Consider the following 15,983-nt stretch of genomic DNA (forward strand, 5'->3'; position numbering starts at 1 on the left):
AGAATGCGGGCGGGGATAGGGGAAAGTGTGCCGGATTCGATCACCGGAGCCCCCGCCGCCCCCGGCTGCGTCCCACCGCCGCCGGGCGCTACCGCTCTCAGGCCAGGTCGAGCGCGCGGGCCGCAGCCAGCGAGTCGTTCTCGATGGTCACCGGGGCGGGCGCGGTCGAGATCGCCCACTCCGGGTCCTTCAGGCCGTGGCCGGTCACCGTGCAGACGACAGTCGAGCCGGCCGGAACCGCGCCCGCCGCGGCCTGCTGGAGCAGGCCGGCCACGCTGGCCGCGCTGCCCAGCTCGACGAAGACGCCCACCTCGCGGGCGAGCAGCCGGTACGCGGTGAGGATCTCCCGGTCGGTCACCGCCGCGATCAGGCCACCGGAGGCGTCCCGGGCGTCGAGCGCCTTGGTCCAGCTCGCCGGATTGCCGATCCGGATGGCGGTGGCGATCGTCGACGGCTCCGGCACCACCTGGCCGGTCACGATCGGCGCCGCCCCGGACGCCTGGAAGCCGTACATCTTCGGCGCCCGCGTGGTGGTGCCGGCGGCGTGCTCCTCGGAATATCCCATCCAGTACGCGGAGATGTTGCCGGCGTTGCCGACGGGCAGGCAGTGGATGTCTGGTGCGTCGCCGAGCGCCTCGACGATCTCGAAGGCGGCGGTCTTCTGGCCGTGCAGCCTGTCGATGTTCACCGAGTTGACAAGCGCGACCGGGTGATCCTGGGCCAGCTTGGCGGCGAGCGCGAGGCAGTCGTCGAAGTTGCCGCTCACCTGGAGCAGCTTCGCCCCGTGCACAAGCGCCTGGGCCAGCTTGCCCAACGCGATCTTGCCCTGCGGCACCAGCACCGCGCAGGTCAGCCCGGCACGGGCCGCGTACGCCGCGGCGGAGGCGCTGGTGTTGCCGGTGGAGGCGCAGATGATCGCCTTGTTACCGGCCTCGACCGCCTTGGAGACCGCGAGGGTCATCCCCCGGTCCTTGAAGGAGCCGGTCGGGTTGGCGCCCTCCACCTTCAGGTAGACGTCGCAGCCGAGCCGGGCCGAGAGCACGGGCGCCGGCAGCAGCGGAGTGTTTCCCTCGTGCAACGTGACGACCGGCGTGGCCGCGGTGACCGGCAGCCGATCCCGGTACGCCTCGATCAGACCCCGCCACATGTCGCTCTCCTCGCCTCTGTCCCTGCACCGACCCGAGCATCAGGCACCCTGGACCACCCTGCCGCAGCCATCGATGGCACACCCCGGGTTACCCACCTGGCGGGACGCGGGAGCCGCCCGGTGGTTCAACGAGTCAGGCGCCGCCCTCGACCCGCAGCACGCTCGTCACCGAACGGACGATGTCCAGGCCCCGCAGCTCGACCACCGTCGCGGCGAGCGCGGCGTCCGGCGCCACGTGGGTGACGATTACCAACTCGGCGTCGCCGTCCCGGCCGGGCGCCCCGCCCGCCGAGCCCTGCCGCACGGTCGCGATCGACACGTCGTGCCGGGCGAACACGCCTGCCACCGCGGCCAGCACACCCGGTCGGTCGGCCACGTCCAGGCTCACGTGGTAGCGGGTCAGCGCCTCGCCCATCGGCCGCACCGCCAGGGCCGCGTACGCGCTCTCGCTGGCCGCGCGGACCCCGGCGAGCCGGTTGCGGGACACCGCCACCACGTCGCCGAGCACGGCGCTTGCGGTCGGCGCGCCACCCGCGCCCCGGCCGTAGAACATCAGCTGCCCGGCGGCGTCGGCCTCGACGAAGACCGCGTTGAACGCGTCGCCGACGCTGGCCAGCGGATGGCTGCGCGGGATCATCGCCGGGTGCACCCGGACGCTCACCGTCTCCTGGCCGGCCGGGTCGACACCCCGCGCCGCGATGCAGAGCAGCTTGATCGTGCAGCCCATGGCCTGGGCGCTGGCCATGTCGGCGGCGGTCACCTCGGTGATGCCCTCGCGGTGCACGTCTGCCGCCCCGACCCGGGTGTGGAACGCCAGCGAGGCGAGGATCGCGGCCTTGGCCGCCGCGTCGAAGCCCTCCACGTCGGCGGTGGGGTCGGCCTCCGCGTACCCCAGCTCGGTGGCCTCTTCCAGGGCCTCGGCGAAGCCGGCGCCGGTGGCGTCCATCGCGGAGAGGATGAAGTTGGTGGTGCCGTTGACGATGCCGGTGACCCGGTTGATCCGGTCACCGTGCAGCGACTCGCGCAGCGGTCGCAGCAGCGGGATGGCGCCGGCCACGGACGCCTCGTAGTAGAGGTCGCCGCCGCCCTCGGCGGCGGCTTCGTGCAGGGCCACGCCGTCCTCGGCGAGCAGCGCCTTGTTGGCGGTGACCACGCTCTTACCGGCCCGCAGCGCCTCGACCAGCCAGCTTCGGGCCGGCTCGATCCCGCCGACCACCTCGATCACCACGTCCACGTCGTCGCGCTTGATCAGGCCGAGCGCGTCGGTGGTGAACAGGTCCTCGTCGACCGGCAGGTCACCGCGGTCGCGGCCGAGCCGGCGGACGGCGATGCCGGCGATCTCCAGTGGAGCGCCGATGCGGGCGGCCAGGTCGGCCGACTGCTCGTGCAGCAGCCGGACCACCTCCTGGCCGACCGTGCCGCAGCCGAGCAGCGCCAAGCGCACAGGTGACGTCATCCCACATCCAATGCCAGCAGATCGTCTTCGGTCTCCCGCCGGACGATCAGACGCGCCTCGCCGTCGCGCACCGCCACGACCGGTGGCCGGGGCACGTGGTTGTAGTTGCTGGCCATGCTCCGGCAGTAGGCGCCGGTGCCGGGCACTGCGACAAGATCTCCGGGCTGCACGTCGGCGGGCAGGAATTCATCCTTCACCACGATGTCCCCGGACTCACAGTGCTTTCCCACCACGCGGGCGAGCAACGGCTGCGCGGTCGACGCCCGGGAGGCCAGCGTCGCCGAGTAGGACGCGTCGTAGAGCGCGGTGCGAATGTTGTCGCTCATCCCGCCGTCGACGCTGACGTACGTGCGGAGGCCCTCCAGGTCCTTGACCGTGCCGACCTCGTAGAGGGTGAACACGGCCGGCCCGACGATGGCCCGCCCCGGCTCGATCGACAGGTGCGGCACTGCCAGGTTCTCCGCCGCGCACTCCGAGTCGACGATCTTGCGCAGGCGCTTGGCCAGGTCCTGCGGAGCGGCGGGGTCGTCCTGGGTGGTGTACGCGATGCCGAAACCGCCACCCAGGTCCAGCTCGGGCAGCTCCACCCCGCGCGCGTCGCGGATCTGCGCCTGCAGGGCGAGCACCCGGCGGGCCGAGACCTCGAAGCCGCTGGCGTCGAAGATCTGTGAACCGATGTGTGAGTGCAGACCCCGCAGCTCCAGCACACCCTCGTCGAGGATCTTGAAGGCGGCGTTCGCGGCGGCACCGCCGGCCAGCGAGAAGCCGAACTTCTGGTCCTCGTGGGCGGTGGCGATGAACTCATGGGTGTGCGCCTCGACACCGACGGTGACCCGGACCAGCACCCGCGGCCGTACCCCGCGCTCGCGGGCCAGCGCGGTGAGCCTGTCGATCTCGGTGAACGAGTCGACGATGATCCGCCCCACCCCGGCGTCCAGCGCCCGGGCCAGCTCGGCGACCGACTTGTTGTTGCCGTGGAAGCCGATCCGCTCCGGCGGCATCCCGGCCGACAGCGCGGTGGCCAGCTCACCACCGGTGCAGACGTCGAGGTGCAGCCCCTCCTCGGCGATCATCCGGACCACAGCCCGGCAGAGGAACGCCTTGCCCGCGTAGAAGACGTCCTCGGTCGGGAAGGCAGCCCGGAAGTCGCGGCAGCGCGAGCGCAGGTCGGCCTCGTCGAGGACGTACACCGGGGTGCCGAACTCGGCCGCGATGTCGCGGACGCTCAGGCCCGCGACGGCGACCGCGCCGTCGGCCCCGCGCGTCACCGACCGTGGCCACAGCGCCGGCACGAGGGCGTTGACGTCGGCCGGGGCACGCAGCCACGCCGGCCCCTGGTTGCTGATGTCCGCGTGCAGTGCTCCGGCCTCGTGAGCGCGCATCGTGCTACATCCTTTCCGGGGCGGAGACGCCGAGCAGGTGCAGCCCGTTGGCGATCACCGTGCGGGTGGCGTCGTTCAGCCAGAGCCGGGCGCGGTTGGCGTCGGTGACGGGCTCGTCGCCGCGCGGCAGGATCCGGCAGGTCGGCTCGTCGTAGAACCGGTGGTACGCCTGCGACACGCGCTCCTCGAGGTAGCGCGCGACCCGGTGCGGTTCCCGCAGCTCGGCTGCCGACGCGACCACGGCGGGGAACTCGGCGAGCGCCTTGAGCAGCTCGTTCTCCTTCTCGTGGTCGAGCAGGTCGGGGCGGAACGCCGCGCCGTCGCCACGGGTGAGGCCGACCTGGGCGGCCTGGCGGGCGGCGCTTGCCGTCCGGGCCGCCACGTACTGCACGTAGTAGACCGGATTGTCGCGGCTCGCCCGGGTCCACAGTTCGATGTCGATGTCGATGGGCGAGTCGCTGGAGTAGCGGGCCAGCGCGTACCGGGACGCGTCCACGCCGATGGCGTCGACCAGGTCCTCCAGGGTGATCACCGTGCCGGCCCGCTTGCTCATCCGCATCGGGGCGCCGTCGCGCAGCAGGTTGACCAGCTGCCCGATGAGGATCTCCAGGTTGCGCTCCGGGTCGTCGCCGAAGCACGCGGCCATCGCCTTCATCCGGCCGATGTAGCCGTGGTGGTCGGCGCCCAGCATGATCACGACCCGCTCGAAGCCGCGCTCGCGCTTGTGCAGGTAGTAGGCGCAGTCCGCGGCGAAGTACGTCCACTCGCCGTTGGACTTGCGCAGCACGCGGTCCTTGTCGTCACCGAAGTCGGTGGTACGCAGCCAGGTGGCGCCCTCGGACTCGTAGAGGTGGCCCTGCTCGCGCAGCCGGGCCAGTGCGAGGTCCAGCTCACCCCTGTCGTGCAGGTCCTTCTCGTTGAAGTAGGTGTCGAACTCGACCCCGAAGTCGCGCAGCGACGAGCGGATCTCGTCGAACATCAGCGCGACGCCCTCGACCCGGAAGACCTCCTGGGCGGCGTCGTCGTCGAGCGAGCGCACCTCCGGCCGGCGGGCCTGCACCTCGGTGGCGATCTCGGCGATGTACGCGCCGCCGTAGCCGTCCTCCGGCGCGGGCTCGCCCTTGGACGCGGCGAGCAGCGAGCGGGCGAACCGGTCGATCTGGGAACCGGCGTCGTTGAAGTAGTACTCAGTGCCCACCTCGGCACCGGTGGCCCGCAGCAGCCGGCTCAGCGCGTCACCGACGGCCGCCCAGCGGACCCCGCCGATGTGCACCGGGCCGGTCGGGTTGGCCGAGACGAACTCCAGGTTGATCTTCTCGCCGGCGAGCCGGTCGCTGCGGCCGTACTCCGCGCCGGCCTCGACGATCAGCCGGGCGAGCTGGCCCGCGGCGGCGGCGTCGAGGCGGATGTTCAAAAAGCCCGGCCCGGCGATCTCCACCGACTTGATCCCCGGCGCCCGGCCCAGCTCGTCGGCCAGGGCGCTGGCCAGTTCGCGCGGTGGGACGCCCACCTTCTTGCTCAACTGCAGAGCGAGCGTCGAGGCGTAGTCGCCGTGCTCGGGGTTGCGCGGTCGCTCCACCACCGTGCGCTCCGGGAGCGCGGCGTGATCCAGGCCACGGTCGGTGAAGACGGCGTGGGCGGCGGTGAGGACGACCGAGGCGAGTTCTGCAGGAGTCACCCAACCATGTTATCGGGGGTAGACTCGGGCACTCGGCGGCTACCCTGCGCGTCATCCGGCCCGCCACTCCCCTGACCGACCGACCTGACGAGGCACGATGAGCATCAGCACCCCGGGCGGCCCTGAGCGCCGCCCGACCGTGGTCAGCACCGGCAAGAAGCCGGCTGCGGGCCGGCCGGCGTCCGGCGCCAAGGCCGGCACCGGCAAGCCGGCAGGCACGCCACGGGCAGGCGGCAGCGGCAAGGGCCCCCGCAAGCCGGTCACTCCGGTCAAGGTGAGCCAGGGCCGGGCCTGGGGCCCGATCGCGCTCTTCGTGACCGTGGGCGTGCTGGCCGCCGGCATCATCGGCTACGGCGCCTGGGCGTCGTTCCAGGGCTCCAAGCCGTGGGACAAGAAGGCCAACGCCATCGAGGGCATCGTCAACATCCGCAAGACCGACAAGACGAGCCTCGAGTACGAGTCCCACAAGTCGGGTCCGCTCACCTACAAGTACTCGCCGCCCGTGGGTGGGGTGCACAACGCGGCCTGGCAGAACTGCATGGGTGACGTCTACGACGCCCCGATCGCCAACGAGCACGCGGTGCACAGCCTGGAGCACGGCGCGGTCTGGATCACCTACCGCCCGGATCTGCCGAAGGACCAGGTCGACAAGCTCGCCGGCAAGGTGCGTGGCGTCGAGAAGATGCTGATGAGCCCGTACGAGGGTCTGGACAAGCCGATCTCGCTCCAGGCGTGGGGCTACCAGCTCAAGCTCGACAACGCCGACGACAAGCGGATCGACGAGTTCATCAAGGACCTGCGGGTGAACGCCTCCGTCGAGGGTCCGACCGCCCTCTGCAACACGGGCGTCACCGCCACCGGCACCACGCCGCGCGACCTCCAGCAGCAGCAGCCCACACAGTAAGGACGGCTATGACAGCCCCCGCCACCACCGACACCGAGCACGACGACGTCGTGGCCGCCCCGGACGAGGACGGCCGGGCCCCGGCGCGGCGCTACGGCCTCGCGGCGCTCGCCATCATGGTGGTGGTGGGCCTGCTGCTCGGGTACGCCGGCGGTCTGCTCACCCCCCGCCTCGTCCGGCCCGGTGACTCCTCGGTCGAGGCGGGCTTCGCGCGGGACATGACGACCCACCACGCCCAGGCGGTGGAGATGAGCCTGATCGCGTACCGGTCGGCGACGCTGCCAGAGGTCCGGCAGATCGCCGTCGACATCGCCACCGGCCAGCAGGGCGAGATCGGCGCCATGCAGACCTGGCTGCGCGAGTGGGGTCTCAGCCCGACCGGTTCGAAGCCTCCGATGTCGTGGATGTCGGACGGGGCCACCGTCAAGGACGGGCTGATGCCGGGCATGGCCACGCCGCAGCAGATGGCCTCGTTGCGCGACGCCAAGGGCATCGAGGTCGACAGGCAGTTCCTGAAGCTGATGTACGACCACCACCTGGGCGGCATCCACATGATCGACGCGGCGCTCGGCGAGACCGACAACGCCGAGGTCGTACGGGTGGCGCAGACCATGAAGAACACCCAGCAGTCCGAGCTGAACAACCTCCGGCAGCTCCAGGCGCAGGCCAAGGGCTGATCCACCGCACGGGCACACCGGGCCCGCGTCACCGCCACCCACTGGCGGGGCGCGGGCCCGCGCCGTTCGGGCGCAAGCCCGGCCCGCGCCGCGCGAGCCCGGCGCGAGCCCTCCGCCCAACGCGAGCCCCGGCGCGGGCGCGTCACGCGATGATCGACTCGGGTTCCTGTAAGTCGGGGTGTCCGAGGCGCGTTGACAGCCCGGTTTCCAAGAATCCGAGTCGATCAACGCCCGTCTTGTCCGCATAGTTCCGTATGGGGCGATTGACCGACACAGGCGATTACGTTGCTTAGAGAGTTTTCTCCACACATATCGTGACCAGAGGTGATTCGGGCTCGTTGCCCAAGACGTGGGGGTTGCACTCAGAGACGCACGGCGCTCGGTCACCAGTTGGTGCCGACGCCACACCATCGGCGGTGACGGGGCGGTGGCAGCCGTCCGTCGCGGACAGCGGCAGGGCGAGCCGGGAACGCTCAGTCGCGAACAGGAACTCGAACTGATCGACACACTCCGGGGCGTCCACCCCGACGAGTTCGGCCTGGACGACGAGCTGTGGACGCGGCAGAGCCTCACCACGCTCATCCAGCGCCGGTTCGACCTACCGCTTGACGCGGGCGCGGTCGGGGCGTACCTGCGGGCCTGGGGGTTGGGTCCGCGGGAACCGCGCGAGCGGGCCTGCGGGCTCTGCGTCAGCGCGGTCGAACGCTGGGTACGCAGCGAGTACCCGGCGATCACCCGGACGGCCCAGGAGCACCTGGCCGAGGTCTACTGGATCGGCCGGGTTCGGCTGCGCGGCACGATGCCGGCGGCCGACGTGATCTCCGCGGTGTCGTCCCGGGGCCGGGTGCGCTTCATGATCACCACGCCGACTGTCGACCCGCCGCTCCCCCGCGACTTCGTGCTGCGACTCAGCGGCGAGGAGCAGCGCACCGTGCACCTGATCGTGGACGGGTCCTGGCCGCGCAACGAGTGGCCACGGCGCCTGCCCCGGCGGATCGTCCTGCACCCGCTGCCCAGCTGCGGGCGGGCGATCGCGGCCTGAAGTACCGGGTGGGCCGGTCGCCGACACGATCGGCTCACCCGATACCGATTCGGCGTACGCCGAGGAGGTTTGCTAGTCTTCTCCAGTCGCTGAGCCCCCGTAGCTCAGGGGATAGAGCACCGCCCTCCGGAGGCGGGGGCGCAGGTTCGAATCCTGCCGGGGGCACAAGCTTTCGCGCTCCATGTCCGCTGAGAAGCGCGGACCTGGGGCGCTTGTCATTTCTGCTCCGGGGCCGAGCCCCGGGCCCCACGCTCCCGGTGCCGGCTTGCGGCTCCCGCTCCCGGCTCCCCGGCTCCCCGGCTTGCGGCTCCCGGCTCCCGGCGGCTCCCGCTTCCGGCTCCCCGGCTCCCCGGCTCCCCGGCTTGCGGCTCCCGGCTCCCGGCGGCTCCCGCTTCCGGCTCCCCGGCCCCCGGTGCCGGCTCCCGGCTCCCAGTGCCCGGCTCCCCGGCTTGCGGCTCCCGTGCCCGGCTCCCCGGCGGCTCCCGCTTCCGGCTTCCCGGCTCCCCGGCCCCCGGTGCCGGCTCCCGGCCCCCGGTGCCGGCTCCCGGCCCCCGGTGCCGGCTCGCGGCTCGCGGTGCCGGCTCCTGTCGGACCCTCTGCGGGCGACGTCGCGTTGTGGATCAAGAATGGCGCCATGCTGTTTCTCGTGTTGCTCCTCGCCGCGCTGAGCGGGGTCGCCGTCGCGGTGTTCCTCACCGTTCGTGGGCTCCGCGCGGTGGTGAGAAGAAGCGAACGCTCCCACCCAGGGGGTTGGCTGCGGGCGGTGACGCTCCTGGCCGGTGCGGGCGCCGTCGCGATGTACGCGTGGGGCCTGCTCCATGTCGGCTTCGCGGTCATGCAGGCGGAGGACGGCGGCGCCGGCTCCTACCCGATCGAACCCTGCCGGGAGGCCGGGTCGCAGCTCGCCAGCCGGGTCGACGGGTACGCGGTCAGCTACCTCCCGATCCGCTTCGAGTGCCACCTCAGCGACGGCGGCAGGTACGTCACCTCATCCGTTCCCGGGTACGTCAATCCGGTCGTGGCCGCCCTCGGGCTGATCACCGCCACGAGCGGGATTCTCGGCAGCACGACGGCACGGCGCACCCGACCGCCGGTGGCGTGACCGTTCGACAGGTCCGTCACGAGCCGACGTACGCCGCCAGGTGCTCCCCGGTGAGGGTGGAACGGGCAGCGACGAGGTCGGCGGGGGTGCCCTCGAAGACGATCCGACCGCCGTCGTGACCGGCGCCCGGACCCAGGTCGATGATCCAGTCGGCGTGCGCCATGACCGCCTGGTGGTGCTCGACGACGATCACCGACTTGCCGGAGTCGACGAGCCGGTCCAGCAGGCCGAGCAGCTGCTCGACGTCGGCGAGGTGCAGGCCTGTGGTCGGCTCGTCGAGGACGTACACGCCGCCCTTCTCGGCCATGCGGGTGGCCAGCTTGAGCCGCTGCCGCTCGCCGCCGGACAGTGTGGTCAGGGGCTGACCGAGGCTGAGGTAGCCGAGGCCGACGTCGACGAGCCGGTCGAGGATGGCGTGCGCGGCAGGCGTACGTGCCGCACCCGTGCCGAAGAACTCCTCGGCCTCGCGTACCGACATCGCCAGCACCTCGCTGATGTCGCGACCACCGAAGCGGTACTCCAGGACCGACGCCTGGAACCGCCGCCCCTCGCACTCCTCGCAGGTGGCGGCGACACCTGCCATCATTCCCAGGTCGGTGTAGATGACGCCGGCGCCGTTGCACCCGGGGCAGGCGCCCTCGGAGTTGGCGCTGAACAGCGCCGGCTTCACTCCGTTGGCCTTCGCGAACGCCTTGCGGATCGGGTCGAGCAGACCCGTGTACGTCGCCGGGTTGCTCCGTCGCGAGCCACGGATCGCGCTCTGGTCGACCGACACCACCCCGTCGGAGTCGGACACCGAGCCGTGGATCAGCGAACTCTTTCCCGAGCCGGCCACGCCTGTCACGACCACGAGCACACCGAGCGGAATGTCGACGTCGACGTCGCGCAGGTTGTGGGTGGCCGCGCCGCGTACCTCAAGGACACCCGTCGGCTTCCGCACGGACGTCTTCAGGTGGGCCCGGTCGTCCAGGTGCCGCCCGGTGAGCGTGTCGCTGGCGCGCAGCCCGTCGACAGTGCCCTCGAACACCACCTCGCCTCCGGCTGTGCCGGCGCCGGGGCCGAGGTCGACGACGTGGTCGGCGATCGCGATCGCCTCCGGCTTGTGCTCCACCACAAGGACCGTGTTGCCCTTGTCGCGCAGCCGCAGCAGCAGGCCGTTCATCCGCGCGATGTCGTGCGGGTGCAGCCCGATCGTCGGTTCGTCGAAGACGTACGTGACGTCGGTGAGCGACGACCCGAGGTGGCGGATCATCTTGGTGCGCTGCGCCTCGCCACCGGAGAGCGTGCCCGACGGCCGGTCGAGCGACAGGTAGCCCAGCCCGATCTCCTCGAACGAGTCGAGGAGGTGTTGCAACCCGGTGAGCAGCGGCGCCACCGACGGCTCGCTGACGCCCCGGACCCAGGCCGCCAGGTCGCTGATCTGCATCGCGCAGAGGTCGGCGATGTTCTTGCCCTTGATCTTCGACGACCTGGCCTCCGCGCTGAGCCGGGTGCCGGCACAGTCGGGGCAGGTCGTGAACGTCACCGCGCGGTCCACGAAGGCGCGGATGTGCGGTTGCAGGGTGTCCACGTCCTTGGCGAGGAACGACTTCTGGATCTGCGGGATCAGGCCGACGTACGTCAGGTTGATGCCGTCGACCTTGATCTTCGTCGGCTCCCGGTGGAGCAGGTCCTGCAACTCCTTCTTCGTGTACTTGCGGATCGGCTTGTCCGGGTCGAAGTAGCCGCAGCCACGGAAGATCCGGCCGTACCAGCCCTCCATGCTGTAACCGGGGATCGTGATCGCGCCCTCGTTGAGCGACAGGCTGTCGTTGTAGAGCGCGGTCAGGTCGAAGTCGGTGACCGCGCCCATCCCCTCGCAGCGCGGACACATGCCGCCGAGACGGTTGAAGGTCGCCTTCTCGGTCTTCGTCCGGCCCGCGCCGCGGTCCACCGTGATCGCGCCGGTCGCCCGCACCGAGGGGACGTTGAAGGAGAACGCGTTCGGCGAGCCGATGTGCGGTTGCCCGAGCCGGCTGAAGAGGATGCGCAGCATGGCGTTGGCGTCGGTGGCGGTGCCGACTGTGGAGCGGGCGTTGGCGCCCATCCGCTCCTGGTCGACGATGATCGCGGTGGTCAGCCCGTCCAGCATGTCGACCTCGGGCCGGGTCAGCGTCGGCATGAAGCCCTGCACGAAGGCGCTGTAGGTCTCGTTGATCATGCGCTGCGACTCGGCCGCGATGGTGCCGAACACGAGCGAGCTCTTGCCGGAGCCGGAGACGCCTGTGAACACCGTCAGTCGGCGCTTCGGAAGCTCAACGGTGACGTCCTTGAGGTTGTTCACCCGCGCGCCCTGCACCCGGATCAGGTCGTGCCGGTCGGCGACGTGCGCCGCGGGCGGGTCCGTGGCCTTGCTCATGGTGTCTCCATCTTCTCGGGCGGGCGGGGGCCCTCAGGTCACGGCCTGCGCGGCTCGCAGCGCCCTACCCGTGGCGGTCACGCTAGGGGTGGCGGCGTGACAGGCGCTTCTCGATTCCTGATCGGTCTGGTCACCTGCTTCGCCGTGCACGACGGCATCCCGGCCGTCGCGAGCGCCGCCTCCCGCCGGTAGGTGCTGGGCGGCACACCTACCAACTCGGTGAAGCGGGTGCTGAAGGTGCCGAGCGACGAGCAGCCGACCGCGAAACAGACATCGGTGACGCTCAGGTCGCCGCGCCGCAGCAGCGCCATCGCGCGCTCGACGCGCCGGGTCATGAGATAGCTGTACGGAGATTCGCCGTAGGCGAGCCGGAACTCCCGACTGAGGTGTCCGGCCGACATGTGAACGCCCCGGGCGAGCGCCTCGACGTCCAGGGGCTGCGCGTACTCCCGGTCGATGCGGTCGCGGACGCGGCGCAGCCGCGCGAGATCGCTCAGGCGCTGGCTCTCGGCGGATCGGCTGCTCACCTGGAAAATCGTGCCACACACCCCCGACGAGATGGACCGCCCAGGGCCGCGCGCCTCGCCTTGCCGGGGGTGGCGCGTACCGTCAGCCGGCCTCGCGGCGGGCGCGGGCCCGGCGCTTGCCCTCGTGCATGGCCTGCACCCGGGCCACCGGGATGGTCCGGCCCTCCTCGACCAGGTCGGCGGGGAGCGACTGCGGCGCCGGCATCAGCGCGACCCACGGGTCGGCCCCGGCGACCAGCGGCGGCACCGTCCGGATGGTGAAGTCGGCCGGGGTCACCTCGGTCAGGTCGGACCAGTCGACCGGGAAGGACACCGGCATTCCGGGCCGCAGTCGCGGGCTGTACGCGGCCACGACCGTCGCGCCGCCCGCCCGGGTGGCGTCCACGAAGACCTTCCCACCCCGGTCTTCCTTGATGTACGCCGTGGTGGCGAGCGCCGGGTCGAGCCGCTCGGCGCGGACGGCGAGCGCCCGGGTGGCGGCGGCCAACTCCTCGGCGGTGGGGTCACCTGCCACCGGAACGAAGACGTGCACGCCCTTGGCGCCGCTGGTCTTGACGGCCCCGGCGAGGCCGGCGTCGGCGAGTGCCTGCCGGACCAGCAGGGCGGCGGCGACGGCCGCGCGGAACCCGTCGCCCTCGGGCGGGTCCAGGTCGAGCACCAGGTGCGTCGGCCGGTGCAGGTCGGCCACCGTGGCCAGCGTCGGGTGGTACTCGACGGCCCGCTGGTTGGCGAACCAGAGCAGGGTGCGCCTGTCGTCGCAGAGGGCGTACGAGATCTCCCGGTGTGACGCCTCGGCCCAGACCGGCGTCCGGCGGACCCAGTCCGGGGTGTAGCGGGGCAGGTTCTTCTGCATGAACGGCGGCTGGCCGGGGCGGACCCGGATCACCGACAGCGGCCGGTCCCGCAGCTGCCCGATGATCGGCTCCCGGACCGCGTCGAGGTAGTCGACCAGGTCGCGCTTCGTCGCGTCGTCACGGTCGGACAGCGGCTGGTCCAGGTTGGTCAGGGCCACGCCGTCGCGGGTCTCGTCAGCCTCACTCACCCGATCACCCTCCCGGCCCCGGCCCTGTCGGTCAACCGGACGCGGCGCTTCGACACGGAACGATTCCGGGGCAGGGTGCCCAGCGCCACCAGCAGCGCGGCGAGCACCAGGGCGGCGGCCACGGCGTACGCGACCCGGTAGCCGCCGGCCAGCGCCACCACCTCGGCCCGACCGGCGGCCCGGAGGCCGTCGCTGCGGGCCGCGGCCAGGGTCGCCAGCGCGGCCAGGCCGACCGCCCCACCGACCTGCTGGGTGGTGTTGGCCAGCCCGGACGCGAGCCCGGCGTCGCTGTCGGTCGCGCCGACCATGGCCAGCGTGGTGACCGACGGCAGGGTCAGGCCGCCGGCCACACCGAAGACCAGCATCGCCGGGAGTACGTCGCCGAGGTAGCCGCCGTCGGCGGGTAACCGGGTGAGCAGCAGGAAACCGATCGTCGCCAGGCCCAGCCCGACCAGCAGCACGGTTCGGGCACCCCAGCGGCCGATCAGCCGGCCGGCCAGGCCGAGCGAGACCACCGCGATCACCACCGGGGTGGGCAGGAACGCCCAGCCGGTGGCCGCCGCGTCCAGGCCGAGCACCAGTTGCAGCTCCACGGCGAGCAGGAACTGGAAGCCGAAGAACGCGGCGACCATGAGGAACTGCACGGCGTTCGCCGCCACCAGACCCGGGACGCGCAGCATCCGGGCGGGCACCAGCGGGGTCGCCGCCATCCGTTGGCGCAGGACGAACCCGCCGAGCAGCAGCGCCGCGACGGCGACCGCGCCGAGGGTCCGCGGGCTGGTCCAGCCGTGCTCGCCGGTCCCCACGATGCCCAGCACGGCGACCATCAGACCGGCCGTGACGAGCAGCGCGCCGGGCAGGTCCAGGCCAGCCCGCAGGCCGATCCCCCGTTCGGCGGGGAGCAGGCGGAGGGCCGCGAGCAGGACGCCGGCCCCGATCGGCAGGTTCACCAGGAAGATCGCCCGCCAACCGGCCCCATCGGTGAGCACCCCACCGACGACGGTGCCGATCGACGCGCCGGCCGCACCGGTGAAGCTGAAGACGGCGATGGCGCGAGCCCGCTCGACCGGCTCGGGGTAGAGCCGGACGATCATGCCGAGGCTGACCGCCATGGCCAGCGCGCCGCCGACGCCCTGGCCGAACCGCGCGGCGACCAGCAGCCCGGGACCGGTGGCGACCGCGCAGGCCAGCGAGGCCAGCGTGAACAGGGCGACGCCGGCCAGGAAGACCCCGCGCCGGCCGAGCAGGTCACCGAGGCGGCCGGCGAGCAGCAGCAACCCGCCGAACGCCACCAGGTACGCGTTCACCACCCACGCCAGGCCGGCGGCGGTGAAACCCAGGTCGCGTTGTACGGCCGGCAGCGCCACCGCCACCACGGTGCCGTCCAGAATGATCATCAGGCTGCCGGCGCAGAGTACGAGCAGGGCCGGCCAGCGGGCCGGGACGGTACGGTCCATCGCACGCCTCCTTGGTGCACGGTTTGTTACCGACGCCATCGTCTGTGACCATGAGCCGGAGCGGAAGGAGGCACTTTGATGTCCCAGAGGAACAGCGATGTGTCCGCGACTGTCGCCGCGGAGTCCACCTGCGCCGCCGGGAACGTGCCGTTCACCCCCGGGCAGGCCCGGGCGTGCACCGTCCGCGAGGTGCTGGACCGGGTTGGCGGCAAGTGGAGCATCGGCATCCTGGTGGCCGCGTCGAACGGCCCGGTGCGCTTCACCGAGCTGGAACGGCACATCGAGGGCATCAGCCGCCGGATGCTCACCCTGACCCTGCGCAACCTGGAGCGCGACGGTCTGCTGCACCGCACGGTCTATCCGACCGTCCCGCCGAAGGTGGAGTACACGGCCACCCCGATGGCACTGGAGCTGTACGAGTCGCTGGTGGCGCTTACCAGTTGGGCCGAGCGGCACCGCCGGGCCATCGCCGAGGCGCGGACCAGGTACGACGCCGAACACGCCGGCTAACCCGGACCCCTGTGTGGGGAACGCCACCACGTTTGTCTGACCGATCGGTCAGGGTCTGACCGATCGGTCAGGCATGCTGGTTTCCGGAGGTGGACCGGTGATGGCCAGAGCGGTGTCCGAGACGCACGGTGAGATTCTCGCCGCGGCGGCGCGACGGTTCGCGGTGACCGGCTACCGGGGCACCTCGTTGCAGGACATCGCCCGGGAGGTCGGCTGCTCCAAGGCCACGGTGCTCTACCACTTCGCCAACAAGGAAGCCCTGCTCGCCGAGCTGATGGCACCCGCGATCGGCGTGCTGCGCGACCTCGACGACCAGCTCACCGGCCAGACCGGAGCGGCCGCCCAGGAGGTCGCCGCCCAGGGCTTCGTCGACCTCGCGGTCCGGTTCCGGCGGGAGATCGGGGTGCTGCGCGGCGAGTTCCCCGAGCTGCTGTGCCAGCCGGCTTTCGCGCACATCCAGCAGATCTCCGACCGGCTGCGCGACGCGTTGGCCGGGCACTCCGACCGACCGGGCGCCCGGATCGCCGCGCTGGTGCTGCTCGCCGGCATCTCCGAGGCGTGCGCCGAGTTCGCCGACATCCCCGACGACGAACTGCGCGCCGCCCTGCTCGCCCTCGTCCGGCGGGCCGTCGAACCCGTCGACGCACCCTGACCCATCCAC

The 15,983-nt window shown here is 71.9% G+C and carries 14 protein-coding genes and 1 tRNA gene; 7 read left to right on the plus strand and 8 right to left on the minus strand.

The genetic code is table 11. The features are described 5' to 3' along the window. Positions 1-97: 97 nt before the first annotated feature. From thrC to argS, 4 genes are all read right to left on the minus strand, one after another. Positions 98-1,147 carry a threonine synthase gene (gene thrC / locus ACLQ26_RS10850; protein WP_363679910.1) on the minus strand — a complete coding sequence of 350 codons (1,050 nt, stop codon included), beginning with the start codon at positions 1,145-1,147 and terminating at the stop codon, positions 98-100. A gap of 133 nt (positions 1,148-1,280) precedes the next feature. Continuing rightward, entirely contained in the window at positions 1,281-2,591 is a 1,311-nt protein-coding gene (locus tag ACLQ26_RS10855; protein WP_425744405.1) for a homoserine dehydrogenase, read from the minus strand. Positions 2,592-2,599: 8 nt separating this feature from the next. After that, positions 2,600-3,985, minus strand: a complete 1,386-nt coding sequence (gene lysA, locus ACLQ26_RS10860; RefSeq protein WP_425744291.1) for a diaminopimelate decarboxylase — start codon at positions 3,983-3,985, stop codon at positions 2,600-2,602. A gap of 4 nt (positions 3,986-3,989) precedes the next feature. Further along, positions 3,990-5,663 (minus strand): arginine--tRNA ligase, encoded by a 1,674-nt coding sequence (gene argS, locus ACLQ26_RS10865; protein ID WP_425744292.1) that lies wholly within the window; start codon positions 5,661-5,663, stop codon positions 3,990-3,992. Positions 5,664-5,760: 97 nt separating this feature from the next. Between argS and ACLQ26_RS10870 the strand changes: the two genes are divergently transcribed. The 5 genes from ACLQ26_RS10870 to ACLQ26_RS10890 all read left to right on the plus strand — a co-directional run bounded on the left by ACLQ26_RS10870 (position 5,761) and on the right by ACLQ26_RS10890 (position 9,388). After that, positions 5,761-6,567 carry a DUF3105 domain-containing protein gene (locus ACLQ26_RS10870; protein ID WP_425744293.1) on the plus strand — a complete coding sequence of 269 codons (807 nt, stop codon included), beginning with the start codon at positions 5,761-5,763 and terminating at the stop codon, positions 6,565-6,567. 8 nt (positions 6,568-6,575) lie between these two features. Further along, a complete protein-coding gene (locus ACLQ26_RS10875) occupies positions 6,576-7,244 on the plus strand; it encodes a DUF305 domain-containing protein (RefSeq protein ID WP_363679918.1) in 669 nt (222 codons plus the stop codon). A 349-nt stretch (positions 7,245-7,593) separates the two neighbouring features. Further along, positions 7,594-8,286 (plus strand): winged helix-turn-helix domain-containing protein, encoded by a 693-nt coding sequence (locus ACLQ26_RS10880; protein WP_363679920.1) that lies wholly within the window; start codon positions 7,594-7,596, stop codon positions 8,284-8,286. A 93-nt stretch (positions 8,287-8,379) separates the two neighbouring features. Continuing rightward, a tRNA-Arg gene (locus tag ACLQ26_RS10885) sits at positions 8,380-8,451 on the plus strand. A 469-nt stretch (positions 8,452-8,920) separates the two neighbouring features. Further along, the gene (locus tag ACLQ26_RS10890) at positions 8,921-9,388 is read left to right on the plus strand and encodes a hypothetical protein (protein ID WP_425744294.1); all 468 of its coding nucleotides are present in this window, start codon (positions 8,921-8,923) and stop codon (positions 9,386-9,388) included. Positions 9,389-9,404: 16 nt separating this feature from the next. On the opposite strand, the gene ACLQ26_RS10895 is transcribed toward ACLQ26_RS10890, so the two are convergent. From ACLQ26_RS10895 to ACLQ26_RS10910, 4 genes are all read right to left on the minus strand, one after another. Further along, on the minus strand, positions 9,405-11,786 hold the full coding sequence (locus tag ACLQ26_RS10895; protein WP_425744295.1) for an ATP-binding cassette domain-containing protein: 2,382 nt from the start codon (positions 11,784-11,786) through the stop codon (positions 9,405-9,407). Positions 11,787-11,863: 77 nt separating this feature from the next. Beyond that, complete coding sequence (locus tag ACLQ26_RS10900) at positions 11,864-12,313, minus strand: helix-turn-helix transcriptional regulator (RefSeq protein ID WP_425744296.1); 450 nt, start codon at positions 12,311-12,313, stop codon at positions 11,864-11,866. A gap of 82 nt (positions 12,314-12,395) precedes the next feature. Further along, positions 12,396-13,355 carry a DNA polymerase domain-containing protein gene (locus tag ACLQ26_RS10905; RefSeq protein ID WP_425744297.1) on the minus strand — a complete coding sequence of 320 codons (960 nt, stop codon included), beginning with the start codon at positions 13,353-13,355 and terminating at the stop codon, positions 12,396-12,398. Next, positions 13,352-14,812, minus strand: a complete 1,461-nt coding sequence (locus ACLQ26_RS10910) for an MFS transporter (RefSeq protein WP_425744298.1) — start codon at positions 14,810-14,812, stop codon at positions 13,352-13,354. The genes ACLQ26_RS10905 and ACLQ26_RS10910 overlap by 4 nt, the downstream gene beginning before the upstream one ends. 75 nt (positions 14,813-14,887) lie before the next feature. Between ACLQ26_RS10910 and ACLQ26_RS10915 the strand changes: the two genes are divergently transcribed. Together ACLQ26_RS10915 and ACLQ26_RS10920 are read left to right on the plus strand one after the other, a co-directional pair. Further along, complete coding sequence (locus ACLQ26_RS10915) at positions 14,888-15,322, plus strand: winged helix-turn-helix transcriptional regulator (protein WP_425744299.1); 435 nt, start codon at positions 14,888-14,890, stop codon at positions 15,320-15,322. A 100-nt stretch (positions 15,323-15,422) separates the two neighbouring features. Beyond that, positions 15,423-15,974, plus strand: a complete 552-nt coding sequence (locus ACLQ26_RS10920; RefSeq protein ID WP_425744300.1) for a TetR/AcrR family transcriptional regulator — start codon at positions 15,423-15,425, stop codon at positions 15,972-15,974. Positions 15,975-15,983: the final 9 nt, after the last annotated feature.

Origin of the sequence: Micromonospora sp. DT43 (assembly GCF_049841645.1) — a bacterium.
Lineage (GTDB): Bacteria > Actinomycetota > Actinomycetes > Mycobacteriales > Micromonosporaceae > Micromonospora.